The sequence below is a fragment of the Mesorhizobium sp. M7D.F.Ca.US.005.01.1.1 genome (genome assembly GCF_003952545.1).
Lineage (GTDB): Bacteria > Pseudomonadota > Alphaproteobacteria > Rhizobiales > Rhizobiaceae > Mesorhizobium > Mesorhizobium loti.
This window is the reverse complement of record NZ_CP034453.1, coordinates 4,222,144-4,244,229: the sequence shown is the minus strand read 5'-3', so window position 1 is coordinate 4,244,229 and position 22,086 is coordinate 4,222,144. Positions and strand designations below refer to the sequence as shown.

The 22,086-nt window shown below is 62.4% G+C and carries 18 protein-coding genes; 6 read left to right on the top strand and 12 right to left on the bottom strand.

Annotated elements, in window-relative coordinates; genetic code table 11:
• Window positions 1–179 precede the first annotated feature (179 nt).
• The 4 genes from EJ076_RS20280 to lexA all read left to right on the top strand — a co-directional run bounded on the left by EJ076_RS20280 (window position 180) and on the right by lexA (window position 5,138).
• A complete protein-coding gene (locus tag EJ076_RS20280; protein WP_126069060.1) occupies window positions 180–1,805 on the top strand; it encodes an AMP-binding protein in 1,626 nt (541 codons plus the stop codon).
• Complete coding sequence (gene kynA / locus EJ076_RS20275) at window positions 1,802–2,638, top strand: tryptophan 2,3-dioxygenase (protein ID WP_109669023.1); 837 nt, start codon at window positions 1,802–1,804, stop codon at window positions 2,636–2,638. The genes EJ076_RS20280 and kynA overlap by 4 nt, the downstream gene beginning before the upstream one ends.
• A gap of 77 nt (window positions 2,639–2,715) precedes the next feature.
• Window positions 2,716–3,963, top strand: a complete 1,248-nt coding sequence (kynU, locus tag EJ076_RS20270; protein WP_126069059.1) for a kynureninase — start codon at window positions 2,716–2,718, stop codon at window positions 3,961–3,963.
• A 437-nt stretch (window positions 3,964–4,400) separates the two neighbouring features.
• Window positions 4,401–5,138: a transcriptional repressor LexA gene (gene lexA / locus EJ076_RS20265; protein ID WP_109669027.1), complete on the top strand. Its 738-nt coding sequence runs from the start codon at window positions 4,401–4,403 to the stop codon at window positions 5,136–5,138.
• On the opposite strand, the gene EJ076_RS20260 is transcribed toward lexA, so the two are convergent.
• Entirely contained in the window at window positions 5,132–7,597 is a 2,466-nt protein-coding gene (locus EJ076_RS20260; protein ID WP_126069058.1) for a ComEC/Rec2 family competence protein, read from the bottom strand. The genes lexA and EJ076_RS20260 overlap by 7 nt on opposite strands.
• 101 nt (window positions 7,598–7,698) lie before the next feature.
• Between EJ076_RS20260 and gltX the strand changes: the two genes are divergently transcribed.
• Window positions 7,699–9,123, top strand: coding sequence for a glutamate--tRNA ligase (gene gltX / locus EJ076_RS20255; RefSeq protein WP_126069057.1), 1,425 nt, complete (start codon window positions 7,699–7,701; stop codon window positions 9,121–9,123).
• Window positions 9,124–9,307: 184 nt separating this feature from the next.
• Window positions 9,308–10,636 (top strand): citrate synthase, encoded by a 1,329-nt coding sequence (gene gltA, locus EJ076_RS20250; protein ID WP_109669032.1) that lies wholly within the window; start codon window positions 9,308–9,310, stop codon window positions 10,634–10,636.
• Between the two features lie 31 nt (window positions 10,637–10,667).
• Here gltA and lpxB read toward each other — a convergent pair whose 3' ends face one another.
• The 11 genes from lpxB to pyrH form a co-directional block, all read right to left on the bottom strand.
• Window positions 10,668–11,840 carry a lipid-A-disaccharide synthase gene (lpxB, locus tag EJ076_RS20245; RefSeq protein ID WP_126069056.1) on the bottom strand — a complete coding sequence of 391 codons (1,173 nt, stop codon included), beginning with the start codon at window positions 11,838–11,840 and terminating at the stop codon, window positions 10,668–10,670.
• Window positions 11,833–12,750, bottom strand: coding sequence for an LpxI family protein (locus EJ076_RS20240; protein ID WP_126069055.1), 918 nt, complete (start codon window positions 12,748–12,750; stop codon window positions 11,833–11,835). The genes lpxB and EJ076_RS20240 overlap by 8 nt, the downstream gene beginning before the upstream one ends.
• The gene (gene lpxA / locus EJ076_RS20235) at window positions 12,722–13,555 is read right to left on the bottom strand and encodes an acyl-ACP--UDP-N-acetylglucosamine O-acyltransferase (RefSeq protein WP_109669349.1); all 834 of its coding nucleotides are present in this window, start codon (window positions 13,553–13,555) and stop codon (window positions 12,722–12,724) included. Before lpxA ends, EJ076_RS20240 begins: the two co-directional genes overlap by 29 nt.
• 13 nt (window positions 13,556–13,568) lie before the next feature.
• Complete coding sequence (gene fabZ, locus EJ076_RS20230; RefSeq protein WP_027036657.1) at window positions 13,569–14,036, bottom strand: 3-hydroxyacyl-ACP dehydratase FabZ; 468 nt, start codon at window positions 14,034–14,036, stop codon at window positions 13,569–13,571.
• Window positions 14,029–15,087 (bottom strand): UDP-3-O-(3-hydroxymyristoyl)glucosamine N-acyltransferase, encoded by a 1,059-nt coding sequence (gene lpxD, locus EJ076_RS20225; protein WP_109669039.1) that lies wholly within the window; start codon window positions 15,085–15,087, stop codon window positions 14,029–14,031. Before lpxD ends, fabZ begins: the two co-directional genes overlap by 8 nt.
• Window positions 15,088–15,162: 75 nt before the next feature.
• The gene (gene bamA, locus EJ076_RS20220; RefSeq protein ID WP_126069054.1) at window positions 15,163–17,532 is read right to left on the bottom strand and encodes an outer membrane protein assembly factor BamA; all 2,370 of its coding nucleotides are present in this window, start codon (window positions 17,530–17,532) and stop codon (window positions 15,163–15,165) included.
• A gap of 217 nt (window positions 17,533–17,749) precedes the next feature.
• Entirely contained in the window at window positions 17,750–18,892 is a 1,143-nt protein-coding gene (gene rseP / locus EJ076_RS20215) for an RIP metalloprotease RseP (protein WP_109669044.1), read from the bottom strand.
• Window positions 18,893–18,996: 104 nt separating this feature from the next.
• Window positions 18,997–19,812, bottom strand: coding sequence for a phosphatidate cytidylyltransferase (locus tag EJ076_RS20210; RefSeq protein ID WP_126069053.1), 816 nt, complete (start codon window positions 19,810–19,812; stop codon window positions 18,997–18,999).
• Complete coding sequence (locus EJ076_RS20205; RefSeq protein WP_126069052.1) at window positions 19,809–20,543, bottom strand: isoprenyl transferase; 735 nt, start codon at window positions 20,541–20,543, stop codon at window positions 19,809–19,811. Before EJ076_RS20205 ends, EJ076_RS20210 begins: the two co-directional genes overlap by 4 nt.
• Window positions 20,544–20,577: 34 nt before the next feature.
• Window positions 20,578–21,132 carry a ribosome recycling factor gene (frr, locus tag EJ076_RS20200; RefSeq protein ID WP_013531759.1) on the bottom strand — a complete coding sequence of 185 codons (555 nt, stop codon included), beginning with the start codon at window positions 21,130–21,132 and terminating at the stop codon, window positions 20,578–20,580.
• Window positions 21,133–21,239: 107 nt separating this feature from the next.
• A complete protein-coding gene (pyrH, locus tag EJ076_RS20195; protein ID WP_091574801.1) occupies window positions 21,240–21,962 on the bottom strand; it encodes a UMP kinase in 723 nt (240 codons plus the stop codon).
• Window positions 21,963–22,086 lie beyond the last annotated feature (124 nt).

Genomic DNA, 22,086 nt, shown 5'->3' with positions numbered 1-22,086 from the left:
CAGCCGACAATGGGAGGTCTGCTGTGCTGCCCAAAACCTGCAGATGTGCACTCTTCTGGTGGCATCCCGAGCAGGGGCAACGGCGGCACGAAGCCTCCTCAAAAGCAGGACCTTTAGATCCACCACATCCGGCCAGGCGCCTCGCGCACTGGCCGTCCAGCAGATGGGATAGCGGCGACATGCTTGGGCCTTCAGCGCATATCGACACGTTCACGCGCGATCACCTGCCGCCGCCGGAGCAATGGCCCGATATCCTGCTCGATGGCTTTGACTATCCCGAACGCCTCAACGCCGGCGTCGAACTGACCGACAGGCTGGTCGAGAAAGGCCTGGGCGACCATACCGCGCTGATCGGCAATGGCCGCCGCCGCACCTACAAGGAACTGTCCGACTGGACGAACAGGCTGGCCCACGCGCTGGTCGAGAATTATGGCGTCAAGCCGGGCAACCGGGTGCTGATCCGTTCGGCCAACAACCCCGCAATGGTCGCCTGCTGGCTGGCTGCCACCAAGGTCGGCGCCGTGGTCGTCAACACCATGCCGATGCTGCGCGCCGGCGAACTCGCCAAGATCGTCGACAAGGCGGAAATCACGGTCGCGCTCTGCGACACCAGGTTGATGGACGAGATGACCGCCTGCGCCAAGGACAGCGCATTCCTCAAGCAGGTCATCGGCTTCGACGGCACCGCCAACCACGATGCCGAACTGGATCGTGCCGCGCTCGACAAGCCGGTGACACTCACTGCCGTCAACACAGGCCGCGACGATGTCGCGCTGCTCGGCTTCACCTCGGGTACGACAGGCGTGCCGAAGGCGACGATGCATTTCCACCGCGACCTCCTGATCATCGCCGACGCCTATGCCCGCGAAATCCTCCAGGTGACGCCGGACGACATCTTTGTCGGCTCGCCGCCGCTGGCCTTCACCTTCGGCCTTGGCGGGCTCGCCATCTTCCCGCTGCGCTTCGGTGCGGCGGCAACGCTGCTGGAGCAGGCGACGCCGCCCAACATGATCCACATCATCGAAACCTACAAAGCGACGATCTCCTTCACCGCGCCGACCGCCTACCGCGCCATGCTGAAGGCCATGGATGAAGGAGCCGACCTGTCATCGCTGCGCGTCGCCGTTTCGGCCGGCGAAACCTTGCCCGCTCCGGTTTTCGAGGAGTGGACGCAAAAGACCGGCAAGCCGATCCTCGACGGCATCGGCGCCACCGAAATGCTGCACATCTTCATCTCCAACCGCTTTGACGACATGAAGCCCGCGTCGACCGGCAAGCCGGTGGGCGGCTATGAGGCGCGCATCGTCGATGACGAGATGCGCGAGGTGCCGCGCGGCACAACCGGCAGGCTGGCGGTGCGCGGCCCGACCGGCTGCCGCTACATGGCCGACAACAGGCAGAAGGAATACGTCCGCGACGGCTGGAACCTCACCGGCGACACCTTCACGCAGGACGAAGACGGGTTCTTCCATTTCGCCGCGCGCTCCGACGACATGATCGTCAGCGCCGGCTACAACATCGCCGGCCCCGAGGTCGAGGCAGCACTGCTGTCGCATCCCGACGTCGCCGAATGCGCGGTGATCGGCGCAGACGATGCCGAACGCGGCCAGATCGTCGAGGCGCATGTCGTGCTGGCGCAGGGCGTGGCGCCTGACGCGTTGACCACCAAGCGCCTGCAGGACCACGTCAAGGCAACGATCGCGCCCTACAAATACCCGCGATCGGTGAAATTCATCGCCGCTCTGCCCAAGACCCAGACCGGCAAGATCCAGCGCTTCCGGCTGCGCACGGAGAAAATCAATTGAGCGAGCCATACGATCCGGCGTCCGAAGGCGCACAGATGTCGTTCAAGGAGCGCATGTCCTACAGCGACTACCTGCACCTTGAGAAAGTGCTGGAGGCCCAGACGCCGCTGTCGTCGGCGCACGACGAGATGCTGTTCATTATCCAGCATCAAACCTCCGAACTGTGGATGAAGCTCGCTTTGCACGAGATTGGCGCTGCGATCCGTTCTATCCGCGCCGACCGGCTCGAGCCGAGCTTCAAGATGCTGTCGCGCGTCGCCCGCATCTTCGAGCAGTTGAACAACGCCTGGGACGTGCTGCGGACGATGACCCCCAGCGAATACACCGAGTTCCGCGACGCGCTCGGCCAGTCCTCGGGTTTTCAGTCCTGGCAGTATCGCGCCATCGAGTTCATGGCCGGCAACCGCAACCTCGCCATGCTCGGGCCGCACAAGCACCGGCCTGACCTCAGCGGAAAGCTGGAGGCGATCCTGGCCGAGCCATCGCTCTACGACGAAGCGCTGCTGCTTCTGGCGCGCAACGGATTCGACATCGGCACTGATGCCAGGCGCACGGACTGGCGTGAAACGCGAACCGAAAATGAAGAGGTTCTGGTCGCCTGGCAGACCATTTACCGTGATCCGCAGCGTTACTGGATGTTCTACGAACTGGCCGAGAAGCTGGTCGACTTCGAGGACTATTTCCGCCGGTGGCGCTTCAACCACGTCACCACGGTCGAGCGCATCATCGGCCTGAAACGCGGCACCGGCGGCACGTCGGGTGCTTCGTATCTCAAGAAGATGCTCGAGGTCGTGCTGTTCCCGGAGTTGTGGACGGTCCGCACCCGGCTCTGACATCATCGAAATGAAAACAAGCTCACTGAGGGGACGCTCTGTGGCGGAAAACCTTCGCGAACAACCGAGGACTGACCATGGGTGGAATTCCTGATCTCGCTGCAATCGAAGCGATGGATGCCACGGATCCGCTGCGTGCCATGCGCCATCGTTTCATTCTGCCGGAAGGCGTGATCTATCTCGACGGCAATTCACTTGGGGCAGCGTCTCATGCCGTTTTTGGCGAGCTGCAGCAGGCGGCGACCCAGGAATGGGCCCAGGGTCTCATCCGGGCCTGGAATACAGCCGGATGGTTCGAGATGCCGATCGAACTCGGTGACCAGCTCGGGCGCCTGATAGGAGCCGGGGCCGGCCAGACCGTCGTCTGCGACACGACGTCGACCAACATCTACAAGGTGTTGCATGCGGCGCTGGAGATGCGGCCCGGCCGGTTGGCCATCGTCGCCGAGGGCGACAGTTTTCCCACCGACCTGTACATCGCCGAAGGCGTGGCCTCGACCCGGGATGGCGTCCTGCTGCGCCTCGCGGGCGTCGACGCGCCAACCATCGAAGAACTGATCGACGAAAGCGTCGCGGTGGTGCTGGTCAACCACGTCAATTACAAATCGGGTGAACTGCGCGACATGGCGGCGCTGACGCGTAAGGCTCATGCGGCCGGAGCGCTGGTCGTCTGGGATCTATGCCACACCGCCGGCGCTCTGCCGGTCGAGCTCGATCACGCAAATGCCGACTTCGCCATCGGCTGCACCTACAAGTACCTCAACGGCGGTCCGGGCGCGCCGGCCTTCATCTATGCCGCCCGGCGCCACCACGGCGAGATCAGCCAGCCACTCAGCGGCTGGTGGGGGCATGCGCGGCCCTTTGCCTTCGAACAGGGTTACGTGGCCGGCACCGGTATCCGCCGCTTTCTGTGCGGCACGCAGCCGGTCCTGTCGATGCGGGCGCTCAAGGGTGCGCTTGCCATCTGGAACGACGTCGACATGGCGGCATTGCGAAAGAAAAGCGTCGCGCTGACCGAACTGTTCATCCAGCTCGTCGAAGCAAAGTGCGGCGCCTATGGTCTCACGCTGGAGACCACCCGCGACACGACCAGCCGCGGCAGCCAGGTGTCGTTCCTTCACGATCATGGCTATCAAATCATGCGGGCGCTGATCGAGCGTGGCGTGATCGGTGATTTCCGCGCGCCATCGACCATCCGTTTCGGCTTCACGCCGCTCTATGTCGGCTACAAGGATGTGTGGCTGGCGGTCGAGGTGCTGGAAGACATTCTGCGCACGGGTGCATGGAAGGACCAGCGTTTCGCCGTCAAGGAGGCCGTTACCTAACGCAGCCGTCTCGACGATCTGTTGTCATAGACTCTCCCCTTGGTCGGATGACGAAGAGACGAATTTCCAGCTCGCACATGCGTTCGTTGCTGGTGGCCAGTGCAGGCTACAATAATTAACCAAGGTTGGCGTTTTGGCTTCGTTTCGTTCACGGCAAACGAAAGCTGGAAAGCCCACCGTCGAGGGGCCTGTCGGCAGCCATGCCAGGCCTGATCTCGGGATGGGCCACAGGCTATTAACCATAACAATTTCAATGTCGGAAAGCGCACTGCGACGGCATGCAGGCGTCGACGAGATCCGCTTGCAACCGCGGAATAATTTCCGCCACCTTAACAAATTCATTAAACTTTAAACGGTTGCAGAACACAACTGGAACAGATAGTGTTTGTTCTGGGTTTGTTTTTCTGATTCTGGTTTCAGGTACCCTGGGGGCCGCCATGCTGACGCGCAAGCAACACGAACTGCTGATGTTCATCCATGAACGCCTGAAGGAAAGCGGCATTCCGCCATCCTTCGATGAGATGAAGGAGGCGCTCGATCTTGCCTCCAAATCCGGGATTCACCGGCTGATTACGGCACTGGAGGAGCGCGGCTTCATTCGCCGGCTGCCCAACCGGGCACGCGCGCTGGAAGTGCTGCGGCTGCCGGATTCGATCGCGCCCGGCCTCAACGCGGCAAAAAAATTCTCGCCAAGCGTCATCCAGGGCAGTCTTGGTCAAGGCGGCCTTGGCCGGCAGATCAAGCCGGCGCTTTCGCGGATGTCTTCGGCCGGCAATGACGACGACGTGGTCTCCGCGGTGTCGATCCCGGTGATGGGCCGCATCGCTGCCGGTGTGCCGATCGACGCCATTCAGCATCAGACGCATTCGATCTCGGTGCCGCCGGACATGATCATGGGCGGCGAGCACTATGCGCTGGAGGTCAAGGGCGACTCGATGATCGAGGCCGGCATTTTCGACGGCGACACCGTCATCATCCGCAATGCCGACACGGCGAGCCCCGGCGAAATCATCGTGGCGCTGGTCGATGAAGAGGAAGCGACGCTGAAGCGGTTCCGCCGCAAGGGCGCCTCGATTGCTCTCGAAGCCGCCAATCCGGCCTATGAAACCCGTATTTTCGGGCCGGACAGGGTCAAGGTGCAAGGCAAGCTCGTCGGCCTGATCCGCCGCTACTGAGGCAGCTGCGGTTTAACCACTGGCTTCTCGGGTCTCTTGAAGGGCGGCAGTCCCCTCGCCTCGCGTGAGAATTTGCGTTGTTCATGCCAAGGCCGGTAGGGCCTGTCCACCGCGAAGCTGACGGTTGCCGGCGCGGTCGCCGACTGGCGATCGAAGAAGACGGCAGCACTGCCTTTGCGAGCCAGTTGTCGCTTGGTGATGACGAGAACCAGCGGATCGTGACAAGCGTCATAGGCCGTCGCGTCATTGATTACGATCAGCCCGGCGAAGCCGCAGGCTTTCCACGTGTCCTTGCGATCCTCGACATAAGCAATGATCGCGCCGGACGTGTGCTTGGCGAGACAAACGCCTGACGTGCAATAGAACGGCGATCCCGGCGGCAGTTCCGGGGCATCCGCGATCTCGAATTGTGCGTCTCCTTGGGTGAAGACTTCCGGCACGACGATGGTTTCGGATGTCAGTGCGCGCTTCCAGTTGTCGACGGTGAATTCGTTCGGCCGTGCGCGGCTGACGGCGAACTCGCCGCCGCCGATCGGCAACGCAACCAGTCGAGCGTCCTCGGAGATCAGCACGTCGGGTGTGCGCGTATCCGAAACGGTCAGCAGGCCGGCAAGCGCGAAGGGAAGAGCGGCGAGCCGCAGCCATGTCGTCGCCATCGTCGCGATGACCAGGGCAATCGCCACCAGCAGGACAGACTGCTGCGAAATCAATCCGACTCCATCGACGGGCGAACGCTCGGAAATCCATCCGGACATGGCGATCATCGCGGTCAGGCCCTTGCCCATCACATAAAGGAATGGACCATCGGCGCCGAAGGGCATCGCCAGCGCACTGAGGACGGCGAAAGGCATGACAACTAGTGACACGATTGGCATGATGGCCAGATTGGCGAACAGGCTTAGCGGCGACACACGCTGAAAATGCCAGATAGCAAACAGCGCCGTGGCGCCGCCGGCGATGATGGATGTCATGGCCAAGCCGCCCGCCGCCAGCAGGAATTTTCGCGTCAGGAAGCCGGGCAAGGATCGCTTCGGCGGCGGCGGTCTGGTTTTCCCCGCGCGATGATCCGACCAGCCGGCATAGGCGCCGACAAGTGCTGCGGTTGCCGCGAAGGACATCTGGAAGCTCGGGCCGACCACCTCGTGCGGCGACACCACGATGACGGCGATCGCCGAGATCGCCAGATTGCGCATGGTGAGTGCCGCCCGATCGAACAGAACGGCAATCAGCATCACCGCCAGCATGATGAAGCTGCGCTCGGCGGCAACGACGACGCCAGAGATGATGAGATAGGCAGCGATCGAGAACAGTGCCGCGGCGGCGGCATATTTCTTGACCGGACGACGCGCGGAAAAGTCGGGAAACAAGGCGAAGGCGCCGCGCAGCAGACCCATGATGGTGCCGGCGACCAGCGCCATGTGCAGTCCTGAAATGGAGATGATGTGGTAGATGCCGGTACGCCGCATCGCTTCATTGATTTCATCGGGAATGCCGGCGCGCACGCCGACGATCAGCGCCGCGGCGATCTCACCTTCGGCGCCACCAATGCTGGCCCTGATGTGGTCGGCAATCGCTTCTCGGGCATTTTCTACGCTTGAGGAAAGGCGGGCCGATAGCGGCATGTCGCCGTCATCGGTGACGACAAGCTTTGGATTGCCGAGAAAGAACCCGCTGCCGCCGATGCCGGCGAAATAACTGTCAAAGGAGAAGTCGTAGCTTTCCGGCCGCACCGGACCGGTCGGCGGCAACAACTTGGCATATCCAATGATCAGGGATCCGGCTGTCATGTCTGCCGGGATCTTGCGTGCCGAAAGCCGCACCCGCTCCGGCATATAGCGCAATTTCGGCCTTGCGGTCGAAGTCACGTCGATGGTCAGCCGGATGCGGCCGCTCTCCATCTGGTCGATCGAGACGACTCGGCCGGTCACCTGCGTCGAGATTTCCGACCCCAGCATCTGCGTGCCCGCGCGCCACGTTTCGACCTTTGCGGCGAGTAGCCCGAGCGCACACAGCAGCGCGGCCATGAAGCACAGATGGGTCTTCGGCCATGAACGGGAGACCAGCGCACAGAGCGCCGCCAGGGCGACGACCGCGACGGGCTTGGCAAAGTCAGGCTCCGCCGTCAGCGAAAAATAGCCGATCGCTCCGATCGCCAGGCAGACCGGCACCAGCAGGAAGGCCACGCCTCGGTCGAGTTCCAGGCCCGCTGCTGTGGCTACGCTATGGCGCAAGCGAGGCAGCGAAATCCGGCCGATTTGCCGGCGCACGCGCACGATCCTGCCGGTTTCGGCAACTGGAACAGAGGCGCCGACATCCGCTTGTAACGGCGCTTTGCCGGGAGCCGGCACGAGGGGCGACGGCGGCGGCAGCGGGGCTGGCAGAGGCGCAAAAAGCGACCGTTCGCTGACGCCAATGACAGCGTCCTCGCCCTGATCCGAGCCCCAGCCTCGTCCAGCCATCGGGTCTGCCCCTTGCGCCCTCGACACCCTATGCTACATGAACGCCAACCGCGCGAAAGTCCGCGCGACAGCACCCGCTTCAGATGGTTTCCGAGAGTTCCATGTCCGACAAGGTCGTCACCCGTTTTGCCCCCTCGCCCACCGGCTACCTGCATATAGGCGGCGCGCGCACGGCGCTGTTCAACTGGCTGTATGCAAAGCACACCGATGGCACGATGCTGCTGCGCATCGAGGACACCGACCGCGAACGCTCCAACGAAGCCGCGACCGCTGCCATTCTCGACGGGCTTTCCTGGCTCGGCCTTACCTGGGACGACGAGCCGGTGTCGCAGTTCGAGCGTGCGCCGCGCCACCGCGAGGTGGCCGAGGAGCTCGTGCGCATGGGCAAGGCCTATTATTGCTACGCGACGCCGGCCGAGCTGGAGGCGATGCGCGAGGCCGCCAGAGCCAAGGGCCTGCCGCCCCGCTATGACGGCCGCTGGCGTGACCGCGACCCCTCAGAGGCTCCTGCAGGCGCCAAGGGCGCCATCCGCATCAAAGCGCCGACCGAGGGCGAGACCATCGTCCATGACCGCGTCCAGGGCGAGGTGCGCTTTCCCAACAAGGATCTCGACGACTTCATCATCCTGCGTTCGGACGGCAATCCGACCTACATGCATGCCGTCGTCGTCGACGATCATGACATGGGCGTCACCCACATCATCCGTGGCGACGACCATTTGACCAATGCCGCCCGTCAGACCGTGATCTATGACGCCATGGGCTGGGACGTGCCGTCCATGTCGCATATCCCGCTGATCCACGGCGCCGACGGTGCCAAGCTGTCGAAACGGCACGGCGCGCTTGGCGTCGAGGCCTATCGCGCCATGGGCTACCTGCCGGAGGCGCTGCTCAACTACCTGGCGCGTCTCGGCTGGAGCCATGGCGACGACGAGATCATGTCGATCACGGACATGATTTCCTGGTTCGACATCGGCGATGTCAACAAGGGCGCGGCCCGCTTCGATTTCGCCAAGCTGGAAGCCATCAACGGCGCGCATATGCGCCGCATGAGCGATGCCGAGCTGTTCGATATCTTCATCGCCACCCTGCCCTATCTGGAGGGTGGCCCGGCAATGGCCTCGCGCTTGAACGACGCCAACAAGGCGCAGTTGCTGGCAGCACTTCCGGGCCTGAAGGAGCGCGCCAAAACGCTGGTCGAACTCGTCGATGGCGCAGCCTTCCTGTTTGCCACGCGACCGCTGCCGATCGATGACAAGGCCGCCCTTCTGCTCAATGACGATGCCCGCAAGATCCTGCGCGGTGCTCACGAAGCTTTGAACGGGCTTACAGGTGACTGGACGGCCGCTGCAGCGGAGGCCGCGATCCGCGAGGTTGCACTCGCTGGTGGCCACAAGCTCGGCGCCGTGGCCCAGCCTTTGCGCGCCGCTTTGACCGGCAAGAGCACCTCGCCGGGTGTGTTCGATGTGCTCGCCGTGCTCGGCCGCGAGGAAAGCCTGGCGCGCATAACCGATCAAATCGATTAGGAGCAAACTGGCCCAAGAAGATTGGCATTGAAAGGCGGGTTTCGCAGTGCAACATTAGGCCTTGGCCCAATCTGGCACGCACCTCCTGAAATGCGGTGGCGAATACGCGCATTGCGGTGATTTCGAAGTGTCGCTTTGCAAGATTTTGCCTTTGCCGGCATGAGGAAACAACAAGGAGTTTGCAATGACCGAAGCTGCGAAAAAACTGGATTTGGGCGGCAAGACCCAGGAGGCCACGGCAACGCTTGAATTCGCCGGCAAGACTCACGAATTCAAGGTGCGAAGCGGTTCGGTCGGGCCTGATGTCATCGACATCGCCTCGCTCTACTCCACCACCGGCGCCTTCACCTACGATCCCGGCTTCACCTCGACGGCAAGCTGCGAATCCGAAATCACCTTCATCGACGGCGACGCCGGCATCCTGTTGCACCGCGGCTATCCGATCGACCAGTTGGCCGAACACGGCGACTTCCTCGAGGTCTGCTATCTCCTGCTCTACGGCGAATTGCCGACCAAGGCGCAGAAGGACGATTTCGATTATCGCGTGACGCGCCACACCATGGTGCATGAGCAGATGTCGCGCTTCTTCACCGGCTTCCGCCGTGACGCGCATCCGATGGCGGTGATGTGCGGCGTGGTCGGCGCGCTGTCGGCCTTCTACCATGACTCCACCGACATCTCCGACCCTTACCAGCGCATGGTCGCCTCCATGCGGCTGATCGCCAAGATGCCGACGATCGCGGCGATGGCCTATAAATACCACATCGGCCAGCCCTTCATTTACCCGAAGAACGAGCTGAATTTCGCTGCCAACTTCCTGCACATGTGCTTTGCCGTGCCGTGCGAGGAGTACAAGATCAATCCAGTGCTGGCGCGCGCCATGGAGCGCATCTTCATACTTCACGCCGATCACGAACAGAACGCCTCGACCTCGACCGTTCGTCTCGCCGGATCGTCGGGCGCCAACCCGTTCGCCTGTATCGCTGCCGGCATCGCATGCCTTTGGGGCCCGGCGCATGGTGGTGCAAACGAAGCGGCGCTCAACATGCTGGGCGAGATCGGCCATGTCGATCACATCCCGGAGTTCATCGCCCGCGCCAAGGACAAGGACGACCCGTTCCGGCTGATGGGCTTTGGCCACCGTGTCTACAAGAACTACGATCCGCGCGCCAAGATCATGCAGAAGACCGCGCACGAGGTTCTGGGCGAGCTTGGCATCAAGGACGATCCGCTGCTCGACATCGCCATGGAACTGGAAAAGATCGCGCTGACAGATTCCTATTTCATCGAGAAGAAGCTCTACCCGAACGTCGACTTCTATTCCGGCATCACGCTGAAGGCGCTGGGCTTCCCCACCACCATGTTCACCGTGCTGTTCGCGGTCGCCCGCACCGTCGGCTGGATCGCGCAGTGGAAGGAGATGATCGAGGACCCACGCCAGAAGATCGGCCGCCCGCGCCAGCTCTATACCGGTGCGCCGGAGCGTGACTATGTGCCGATCGCAAAGCGGTGATCGAGGCTTTCTGGATTGAAGAAGGCGCCCGTCAGGGCGCCTTTTTTATGTGACGCAGCACAACGCCCGCCGCGATCTCGCCTGAAGGCTTGTTGGTCGCCATGCGCCGCGCGATCTCGGCGAAGCCCTGCTTCTGCCAGGCGCGCATCCCACTGTCTGCAAACAGCGCTTCCAATTGCCGGGCCAGATTGTTCGGCTTGACATACTCATTGTAGAATTCCGGAACTAAGGCTCGATCCGAGATCAGATTGGGCAGCAGCGCCGACCAGACGGACAGCAGGTAAGGCGCCACGACTCGGGCGACGGGATCGAGCCTGTAGCAGGAGACCATCGGCACGCCGGCCAGCGCCAGCTCCAGCGATACTGTCCCGGACGCGATCAGCGCGGCATCGGCTTTGCCGAAGGCCTGCCATTTGCGCTGGGAATCGACGATGACCTCAGGCTTCTCATCCCAGCGGTTGACCGAGGATTTGACCAGGTCGGCGACATGCGGAACCGTCGGCAGCAGCAGGCGCAGGCGATGTCCACGCGCGCGCAGCATCGACACCGTCTCGCCGAACGGGTCGAGCAGGCGCCGCACCTCACCGCGCCGCGAACCGGGCAGGACAAGCAGGGTCTTGACGCGATCAGGAGAAAGGTCGCGCGGCAGGTCCTGCGCCTTGGCCGCGGCGAGCACGCCAGCATCATGGGTCAGGCGATGCCCGACATAGGTGCCCGGTGGGCCGCCCAGCCGCTCGAGCTCCTTCACCTCGAACGGCAGGATGCAGAGGATATGGTCGACATAGGGCTTCATCGCCACCGCCCGGCCCGGCCGCCACGCCCAGACGCTCGGGCAGACATAGTGGATGATCGGGATCGATGGATTGGCCGCCCGCACCTTTTTGGCGACGCGCAGCGAAAAGTCCGGGCTGTCGATGGTGACGAGGCAGTCCGGCCTTTCGTCCGCAACGGTCCTGGCCAGCTGACTGATCCGCCGCATCAGGCGCGGCAGGTCGCGCAAGATGGCGCTGAACCCCATCAGGGCGATCTCGCCGGCATCGAATGGCGATGCCAGTCCCAGCGCCTGCAAATGGCGGCCGCCGAGTCCGACGAGTTGCACCTCGCGCCCGGTAGCCTGCTTGAGCGAACGCACGATGTCGGCGCCGAGCAGATCGCCAGACTCCTCTCCGGCAACGATCGCGACCTTCAATGCCCTGTCAGCCATTGTGTGGCTCCGTCGCGGCAGGCAGACCAATGACGAACAGACCGAGTGCGTTGGCGCGCGCGATGGTTTCGGGGCCTTCGAGAATCAGCGAACGTCCCGCCTCGACGGCAATGCCGGCAAGCCCGGCCGCATGCACGGCTTCGACCGTTTGCGGGCCAATGGAAGGAAGATCCGCGCGCAGTTCCTGACCAGGCTTGGCGCACTTGACCAGAACGCCGCGGGTCTTCCCCGCAATGCGGCCATGGCCGCGCAGCAGCTTCGCACGGTCGAGCAGTCCGGCCGTCCCCTCGATGCCTTCCAGCGCGATCGTTCGACCGCCGACCGCAATCGCCGCCTGGCCGATATCCAGCGCGCCGATGGCCTTTGCCGCTGCAAGGCCTGCCTCGATGTCGCGCCAGTCCGATTTCCGTGGGATGGCTTTGGTCAGGACGCCTTCGGTGGCGACAAGGTTCGGCACGATTTCGTGGGCGCCGACGACCTTTATTCCACGCGCTTCGAGACCTCGCGCCAGGACCTTCAGCAGGCCATCGTCGCCACGCGCCAGCGCCGCGACAACAACCGGTATCACTGCGAGCAGGCTGAGACTTGGACGGAGCTGCGTCAGTCTTGGCCGGCGCTTGATCTCGCCGGCAAGCACCAGATGGGTGATCCGGTGCCGCCTCAGCAACCGTATCAGCGAGCCGATACCTTCCAGGGCGAGGCTTTCATGCTCATACCGGGAGAGCTCCGCCATCCGGTCGGCCTCGCCTTCCATCACGATGACGAAGGGCGGATAGCCTTGTTCAGCCGAACCGGCCGCGACTTCGACCGGCAGACTGCCGCCGCCGGCGATGATGCCGACCCTGGAGCCCGGCGAGAGATCAAGACGCGCTGCCGCTGCCTCAGTCTTCGTCATCGACATCGTCGCCATCGCCGCCCTTGAGCGACGGCACAGCATAGTGCCGCTTGCCGCGACTGGTGATGAAATCGATGATCTTCATGGCGGTCGGCGACGACGCGAACTCCGCCTTGGCGAACTCGATGTTCTCGCCAACGGTGCGGGAACGGTCGAAGATCATCCTGTAAGCCTTGCGCAGCACAAGGATTTCGGACCTCGGCAGGCCGGAGCGCTTCAGGCCGATAATGTTGAGGCCGCGCAGACTGGCGCGGTTGCCGACCGCGATGGCATAGGGAATGACATCGCCGACGATCGCGGAGCAGCCACCCAGAAAGGCGTTGTCGCCGATGCGGACAAACTGATGCACTGCGGTCAGGCCGCCGATATAGACGTTGTTGCCGACCTCGCAGTGGCCGCCCAATGTCGCGCCATTGGCGAACGTGGCATTGTTGCCGACGACGCAATCATGGGCAATGTGAGCGTAGGCGAGGAAATTGCCATTGTCGCCGACCGTCGTCTCGCCGCGGCTGGAATCGGTACCGAGATGCATGGTCACGCCTTCGCGGATCGTGCAGTTCTTGCCAATGACCAGCGTGGTGCGACCGCCCTTGTGCTTGGTGTTCTGCGGCGGTGCGCCCAATGTCGCCATCGGGTAGACCTTGGTCGAGGCACCGATCGATGTCGCGCCCATCACCGAGACATGACTGACCAGTTCGACGTCATCGCCGATCACCACATCGGCGCCGACGTGACAGAACGGCCCGATGCGCACACCTTGGCCGATTTGGGCGCCTTCCTCCACAACGGAGGAAGCATGGATGGATGTCTTGATTTTCATAAGCATTCGATCGTCAGTCGCTGGTGACCATCATGGCTGAAATCTCGGCCTCGGCCGCCTTGGCGCCGTCGACCATGGCTTCACAAGCGAATTTGAGAAGGTTGCCGCGTTTCTTGATTTTCTTGACATAGATCTTCAACTGGTCGCCGGGAACGACCGGTTTGCGGAATTTGGCGTTGTCGATAGTCAGGAAATAGACCAGCGACGGCTTTTCAGTGCCCAGGCTGCGAATGCAGATGGCGCCGGCGGTCTGGGCCATCGCCTCGACGATGAGCACACCCGGCATGACCGGCTGCTCGGGGAAATGGCCCTGAAAATGCGGCTCGTTTATGGTCACGTTCTTGATGCCGACAGCGGACTCGTCGCCGTCGATGTCGACGATGCGATCGATCATCAGGAACGGATAGCGGTGCGGCAGGAGCTTCATCAGCCCCATAATGTCGACCGCTTCCAGCGTCGTCGACGCGATCATGTCAGCCATTGCCTCCCTCGCCCTGTTTGCGGGTCCTGGCGAGCCTGCGCAGCATGGCTATCTCCCGCATCGCTTCCGCCATCGGCTGTGCCGGATAACCGCCCCAGATTTCGCCTGCAGGGACATTGCTCATAAATCCACTTCTGGCGGCAAGCTTGGCCCCGGACCCGATGGTCAGGTGATCCGCAAGCCCGACGCCGCCGCCCATGGTGACATTGTCACCCACGACCACGGAACCCGAAATACCCGAAAGCCCGGCTATTATGCAATTGCGGCCGATGCGGACGTTATGGGCGATCTGCACAAGATTGTCGATCTTGGTGCCCTGGCCGATGATCGTATCGGACATGGCGCCGCGATCGACGGTGGTGTTGGAGCCGATCTCGACGTCGTCTTGAATGACGACACGGCCGATCTGCGGCACGCGTTCGGGTCCCTTGGCGCCGCCGACGAAGCCAAAACCATCCTGGCCGATCCTGGCACCGCCATGGATGATGACGCGGTTGCCGATCAAGGCATACTGGATGCTGGCGCCCGGACCGACATAGCCGTCACGGCCAATCTGGCAGGACTGGCCGATGACGGCATTGGGCGCGATGACGGTACCGCTGCCGATCGAAGCACCCGGCCCGATGACCGCGCCGGCCTCAATGACGGCACCAGATTCGACATGTGCGGTCACATCGACATGAGCATGCGGCGAGACGCCGGTTTCGCTGGTCATCGGCCCTGGCGTCGCCGCCCTTGGAAACAGCAGGCGCCCGACAAATGCGAAGGCCTGTTGCGGACGCGGATGAACCAGAACGGCAACGCCGGCCGGCGCCTTGCCGGCAAATTCCGCCGGGCACAGGACCGCGGCCGCCCGCAGCGACGGCATCAGCGCGGAATTACGCTTGCCGTCGACAAAGACGAGCGCATTCTCGCCGCCATCGCTCGCCGGCGCGAGTGCCTCGATCGAAATATCGGAGTGGCCGGAATCGACAAGCACCGAGCCGGTCAGATTCGCGACTTCGCCCGCCGTATACCGGCGTGATGGCGCGAAGAACACCGGATCGGTCATTCCAGAAGCTATATCCAGCTAGGTCGGAACATTTCTCCCGGACCTGAAAGACCCGGGAGCATCGTTAACCGCCGATCAGAAGCGGGTCGATATGCCGAAGTTGAATTCCTGCACGTCGTCGCGCGCTTCCTTCTTGACCGGGATCGCATAGTCGATACGGATAGGCCCGAACGGCGACGCCCACATCAGGCCGAGGCCAACCGAGGCGCGCAGCTTCATGCCGACCGAGTCCTGAGTGACTCCAGCGGTATCGACCTTGCTGCCATAGAGCGTTGCAGCATCCGCGAAGACAGCGCCACGCAAGCCAAAGCTTTCCGGGACGACCGGCAACGGAAACTGCGCTTCCGCGGAGGCATTGAAATAGGTCGTGCCGCCGAGATGGTCACCCGTATTGACGTCCACAGGACCAATGCCACCATAAGCAAAGCCGCGGATCATGCGGTCGGTGCTCTGGAACTGATCGAAAATCCGCAAACCGCCACTGCCGTACCCCTCGACATGGCCCGCGCCGGCTGAAACGAGCCCGACCAGATCAAATTGCTCTGACAGCGTCTGGTATACACTGCCCCGCCCAGTAACCTTTACAAACTTCGCATCGCCGCCGAGACCAGCCACCTCCACCGACGTAGTGGCGTAGATACCTTCATGCGGATTCTTCATATCGTCGATGGTGTTGTAGACTAGGCCGAGGCTAACCGACGACTTGATCCATGGGCTTTCAGCAATACCCTGTTGAATCGCCGTGGAGATGGAGCATAGACTTGGATCATAGTTGCCGCCTGCGTCCAGACAGCCGCTGTCATACTTATACTTTTCTTGCGCGATATTATACGCAAGCTGGGTCGAGATGCTGTTGGTGATCGGCAAACCGAAGCGCACCGTCGCACCCAAGGTATCGCTGTCGTAGTGATCGTAATTTCTCGTCTGCTTGAAGACGTCGAAGCCCGCAGCGATACGCCGTCCGAGGAAGTACGGCTCTGTAAACGAAATGCTGTAGTCGCGCGAATTCTTGCCGCCGCCCGCCGATAGCTTGATGAACTGGCCACGGCCGAGGAAATTGCGCTCGGTGATCGATCCTTCGACGGACGGGCCGGCCGTGTCGCCACCGGTCGAATAACCGGCGCCGATGGAGAATTCACCGGTCGATTTCTCGACCACGTCGACCACCAGCACGACCTGGTCGGGCTGCGAGCCCGGCACTGTCGAAATATCGACTTTGTCAAAGTAATTGAGGGCTTCCAGGCGCTTTTTCGCGCGCTGGATGAGCACCTGGTTGAAAGCGTCGCCTTCGCTGACGTCGAACTCGCGGCGAATGACATAGTCACGTGTGCGGTCGTTGCCTCGGATCTCGATGCGCTCGATATAGGCCTTGGTGCCCTGGTCGACCGTGTAGACCACAGAAATGGTGTGGTTCTCGAAATTGCGGTCGCCGCGTGGCGTCACCTGCGCGAAGGCGTAGCCGGAACCGGCCACCTTCTCGGTCAGGGCGATGATGGAATCCTCGACGTCCTTGGCGTTATAGACGTCGCCCTTGCGGGTCTCGACCACCGATTCCAGCGACTTGCTGTCAACTTCCGGGATCGTGCTTTCGACGCTGACGTCACCGAATGTGTAGCGGTCGCCTTCCTGGACGGTGATGGTGACCGTGTACTTGTTCGTCGCGCTGTCGAGTTCGCCCACAGCGGATACGACCTGGAAATCGGCGTAACCGTGATTGTAGTAGAAGCGGCGCAGCAGCTCCTGGTCAGCGCGCAGCTTGTCGTCGTCATAGACGTCGTCGCGCAGGACGAAGGAAAGCCAGGACGAACGCTTGGTATTGATGACATCCGACAGGCGGCGGCTGGAATAGGCGCTGTTGCCGACGAAATTGATCGCCGCGATCTGCGTGCGATCGCCTTCGGTAATGTTGAAGACCACGTTCACGCGGTTGTCGCCAAGCTGCATGACCTGCGTGGTCACAGTCACATCGTCGCGGCCGATGCGTTTGTAGGCAGCCTTGACCGATTCGACGTCGGCATCGAGCGTCGCCTGCGAGAACGTCCCACGCGGCTTCAGCTGCACCGCTGCCGCAAGCGCATTGTCCTTGAGCTTCTTGTTGTTTTGGAACAGCACCTGGTTGACGACCTGGTACTCGGCAACCTTAACCACCAGCGTCGAGCCGACCTGGTTGATCTGCACATCCGAGAACAGGCCGGTGCCAAACAGCGCCTTGACCGCACTGTCGATATCGGAGCTGGAGAACGCCTTGCCCGGCTTGATGGTGATGTAATTGCGGATGGTGTCAGCGTCGATACGCTGGTTGCCGCTCACTTCAACTCTGCTGACGACAGCGGCTTCGGCCGCCGATGTGGCAACGAACTGCACTGCGAGCGCGCCTGGCACGACAAGAGCCGCGGACAGGGTCACCGCGGACGCGGCGCTCAGAAACTTGGATGCTGCCTTCATCGGGCTTAATAACCTTTTCTCGTAGTCCCCACGGCGAGAAAACCGGACGTGCGGTAATTTCCCCTACCGTATTAACCGGATTTTCCCTACACGCAAGGCTTCTGGTTAATTTGTATTTACTTAACCCTGCGGCGTGGCTTTCGCGTCACTCATATCCCCGTGCATGGTAAACGGTGTCTCAACATCGTCCATGCGGAAGCCAAATTTCTTCATGATTTCAGCACCCAAACAGATCGTTCCAGAAAACGAACCCCATGAAGCACAGCACCAGAAGTAACCCGGCCCGATAGGCCATTTCCATCATCCGTTCCGACACTGGACGGCGAATGACGGCCTCCACCCCGTAGAACAAGAGATGGCCGCCGTCGAGGGGGGGAATCGGCAAAAGGTTCAGAAACCCGATGCCAACGGACAGCATTGCGACCAGTTGCACGAGCCATTCGAACCCTAGTTTCGCCGCCTTGCCGGCCATGTCGGCGATCTTCACCGGGCCGCCCAGCTGACATTTGTCCTCGCGCCCAACAACAAAGCGCTGCAGGAACTGGCCCGTGCGCTGGATGACGTGACCGGTTTCCTCGACCGCCGCCGCGACCGCTCCGACCGGCGTGTAGGTGATGAGCCGCGGCTGGCCGAGTTCCTTGTTGTTGACGACACCGATCACGGCGACCTTGACCTTGTTGCCGAGCGCGTCTTCCTGTTCCATCAGCCGCGGCGCCGCGGTCACCGTGACCTCCTTGCCGTCGCGCAGCATGACGAAGGTGATGGTGTCGTCGGCGCGGCCCGAGACCAGGCGCTGGACGTCGCCAAAGGTTTCGACCTTGTTGCCGTCGACGCTGACGAATCGGTCACCGGGCAGGATGCCGGCCTTCGCCGCCGGGCTGTCGGCGGTCACCTCGGCCACCATAGGCTCCGCGACATAACGGCCATAGGTGGTGAACAGCACGGCAAAGACGACGATCGTCAGCAGGAAATTGAACAGCGGCCCGGCCACCACGGTCGCCGCGCGCTTCCAGATCGGCTGCGTGTGAAAGGCGACCTTGCGCTCCGCCTCAGTCAGCGTTTCGATCTCTGCCGAAGTGGGCTGGCTCGAGGTGGCATTCATGTCGCCGACAAATTTGACATAGCCGCCAAGCGGTATCGCGCACAGTTTCCAGCGCGTGCCGTGGCTGTCGTTGAAGCCGAAGAGTTCCGGGCCGAAGCCTATCGAGAAGGCCTTGACGCCGATGCCGCACCAGCGCCCGACAAGGTAATGGCCCATTTCATGAACGAACACGACCACGGTCAGCACAAACACGAACGGCACGAGCGTTCCGAGGACAAAGCCTTCTGTGCTGAAAAGCGCGTGAAGAATCTCGTTCAAGACAAACCCTCAAATTCTTCCACGGCGCAGAGTGTGCCGTGACTGTGACACCAATCCGGGCGAATCCAAGGCGCACCGCGCATCGGACCCTGAAATGGCACCACTCAAACGGGAAACAGCCCCTGCGCCGGATGATCGGCGGTCGCCGAGATCCAACCGATGACGTATAGGGCGAAAGCCGCCGCGACAAGCCCATCGACACGATCCATGACGCCGCCATGGCCTGGGATGAGCGCACCCGAATCCTTGCGGCCGTGGCGGCGCTTGACCCAGGATTCAAACAGGTCACCGGCCTGGGAGACAATCGATAGCACGAGCGCTACAAGGCCGAGCAATGCCAGATTGCCGACACCAGCAGCGGCAGCGAGGACCAGCCCCGCGACGACGCCACCAACAGCGCCGCCGAGCGCGCCGCTGCGTGTCTTGCCAGGCGAGATCGCCGGCGCCAGCTTCGGTCCCCCAACCGCTCGGCCGACGAAATAGGCAAAGATATCGGTGGCCCAGACGACCGCGAACAGGAACAGGATGGCAATGAGGCCCGAGCGGTCGCCATCGCGCAGCAAGGCGAGCGACAGGCCTGAGACCGCGGCATAGGCAAGGCCGCTCGCATCCCACTGCCCAGTCTTGCGAACCGAGGCGGCAATCGCCGTTGCGGCAACCATGACCACGACAAGCGGCAGCAGCCAGGAGGCGGCAAGGCCGGCAAGCAAGACGCCAGTGAAGACAACCAGCAGCGCTTCCGGCAGGAAACCCAGACCCGCGGCCCCGGTCGGGCGCGACATACGGGTCCATTCATAGAAGATCACCACCACCATTGCGGCGCACAGCAGCCGGAACGGCAGACCGCCGAGCCAGGTCAAACCAAGGGTGATGATGGCAAGCACGACAGCCGAAATGACACGCAGCTGGAGATTGCTCATCCTGCGGCCGGTCGCGAAGCAACGTCCTGGGCCCCAAGTCCGCCGAAACGGCGTTCGCGGCTGGCAAATTCGCGCAAGGCCTCGGCAAGGTGCTCGCGGCTGAAATCGGGCCAGTAGCAAGGCAGGAAGACGAGCTCGCTATAGGCGGCCTGCCAAAGAAGGAAGTTCGACAGCCGGAGTTCGCCACTGGTGCGGATGACAAGCTCCGGGTCGGGAATGCCATGCGTGTCGAGAGCGCCGGCAAAGCTCTCGGCGGTGATCGCCTCGCTGTCGAGTTCGCCACGCGCCACGGCCGACGCAAGCTTTTGCGCCGTGCGAACAATCTCGTCGCGTCCGCCGTAGTTGAAGGCGATCACCAGCGTCAGTGATTCATTGGCGGCAGTCAGCGATTCGGCCTCGTCGAGCAGGCCCCTGATGTCGGACTGCAGCCCTGCCCTGTCGCCGATAATCCTGACCCGCACGCCGCTCTGGTGCAATTCGGCCAGGTCGCGGCGGATGAACATTTTCAGGAGACCCATCAGGTCGCTGACCTCGGACTTCGGCCGCGACCAGTTCTCCGACGAGAAAGCGTAGACGGTCAGGTAGGAGATGCCGAGTCCGGGTGCTGCGCGCACCGTCTTGCGCAGCGCCTCGACACCGGCACGATGGCCCGCAAGACGAGGCATGCCACGCGCCTTGGCCCAGCGTCCGTTTCCGTCCATGATGATCGCGACATGCGCGGGCGTTGCCATGTTCTCGCTTTCGGGTCAGCCGCTGGCCAAGACCCTAAACCTGCATGATTTCAGCTTCCTTATCGGAAAGCAGGTGGTCGATGGTGCTGATCGTTTCGTCTGTGAGTTTCTGGACCTGATCCGAGCGCTTGCGCTGATCGTCCTCGCTGATGTCGCCGTCCTTCTCCGCCTTCTTCAGAAAGTCCATGCCGTCGCGGCGCACATGGCGCGCGGCGACCCGGGCATTCTCGGCGTAGGTGTGCGAGATCTTGACCAGCTCCTTGCGGCGCTGTTCGTTGAGTTCAGGCAGTGGAATCCTGAGGTTGGTTCCGTCGACGATCGGGTTGAAACCCAGGTTGGATTCGCGGATAGCGCGATCGACCGCGCCGACCATCGACTTGTCCCAGACCGATACCGAGATCATGCGCGGCTCCGGCACCGAGACGTTGGCGACCTGATTGATCGGCATGGTGGTGCCATAGGCCTGCACCTGGATCGCATCGAGCAGATTGCTGGAGGCGCGACCGGTCCGCAGCGAAGCCAGATCATGCTTGAACGCGGCGATCGCCCCATCCATGCGCCGCTTGAGATCGTCGTACTCACCACTCATCTCTATCTCCTCGACCCGTCTAACGCGGGTTCACTGCTTCGGGGCAAGGCCCCGTATTCGAGCCTGACTTTCGAAAACCGGCTTCCCTTTCGGGATCAGGCCCTCGATCAATCGTCCGCGACGACCGTGCAGCGGCCGCCGCCCCTCAGAATATCGCCGAAACCACCTTTTTCGTGGATCGAATAAACGATTATCGGAATGTTGTTTTCGCGCGCAAGTGCAATCGCTGCCGTATCCATGATGGAAAGACCGCGTTTTATGACTTCGCCATGGCTGATGCGCTCGAAACGCGTCGCATTCGGGTCCTTCTTCGGGTCCGCCGAGTAGACGCCGTCGACCTGAGTGCCCTTGAACAGCGCGTCGGCGCCGATCTCAGCCGCACGAAGTGCGGCGGCCGAATCAGTGGTGAAGAACGGATTGCCGGTGCCGCCGGCAAAGATCACCACCTTGCCCTGGTTCATGTAGGCAGTCGCCTGGCGCTGCGAAAAGCTCTCGCAAAGTTCGGGCATGGCGATCGCCGAAAGCACCACGGCGTCGACACCGATCTTGTTCAATGACGTGCGCAACGCCAGCGAATTGATCACCGTGGCAAGCATGCCCATGTGATCGCCGGTGACACGGTCGCCGCCCTTGGAGGCAACGGCCACGCCGCGAAAAATGTTGCCGCCGCCGATGACGACGCCAACCTCGATACCCAGTGCACGCGCCTCGGCGATGTCGCCGGCGATGCGATCGACGACCGAAACGTCGATGCCGAAATGCTGTTCGCCCATCAATGCTTCGCCCGACGCTTTCAGCAAAACACGTCGGTAGAGGGGCTTCACCGTCATCTGGGCCTCTTCATTTTGCATGTGGCGCGTTCCGGGTGGCTACCCTCGCGCAGGCGCCGCCCCGAAACAATGGCGCGATGCCGTGTTCCGATACACGAAGGGCGCCGCGATGTCACGCGGCGCC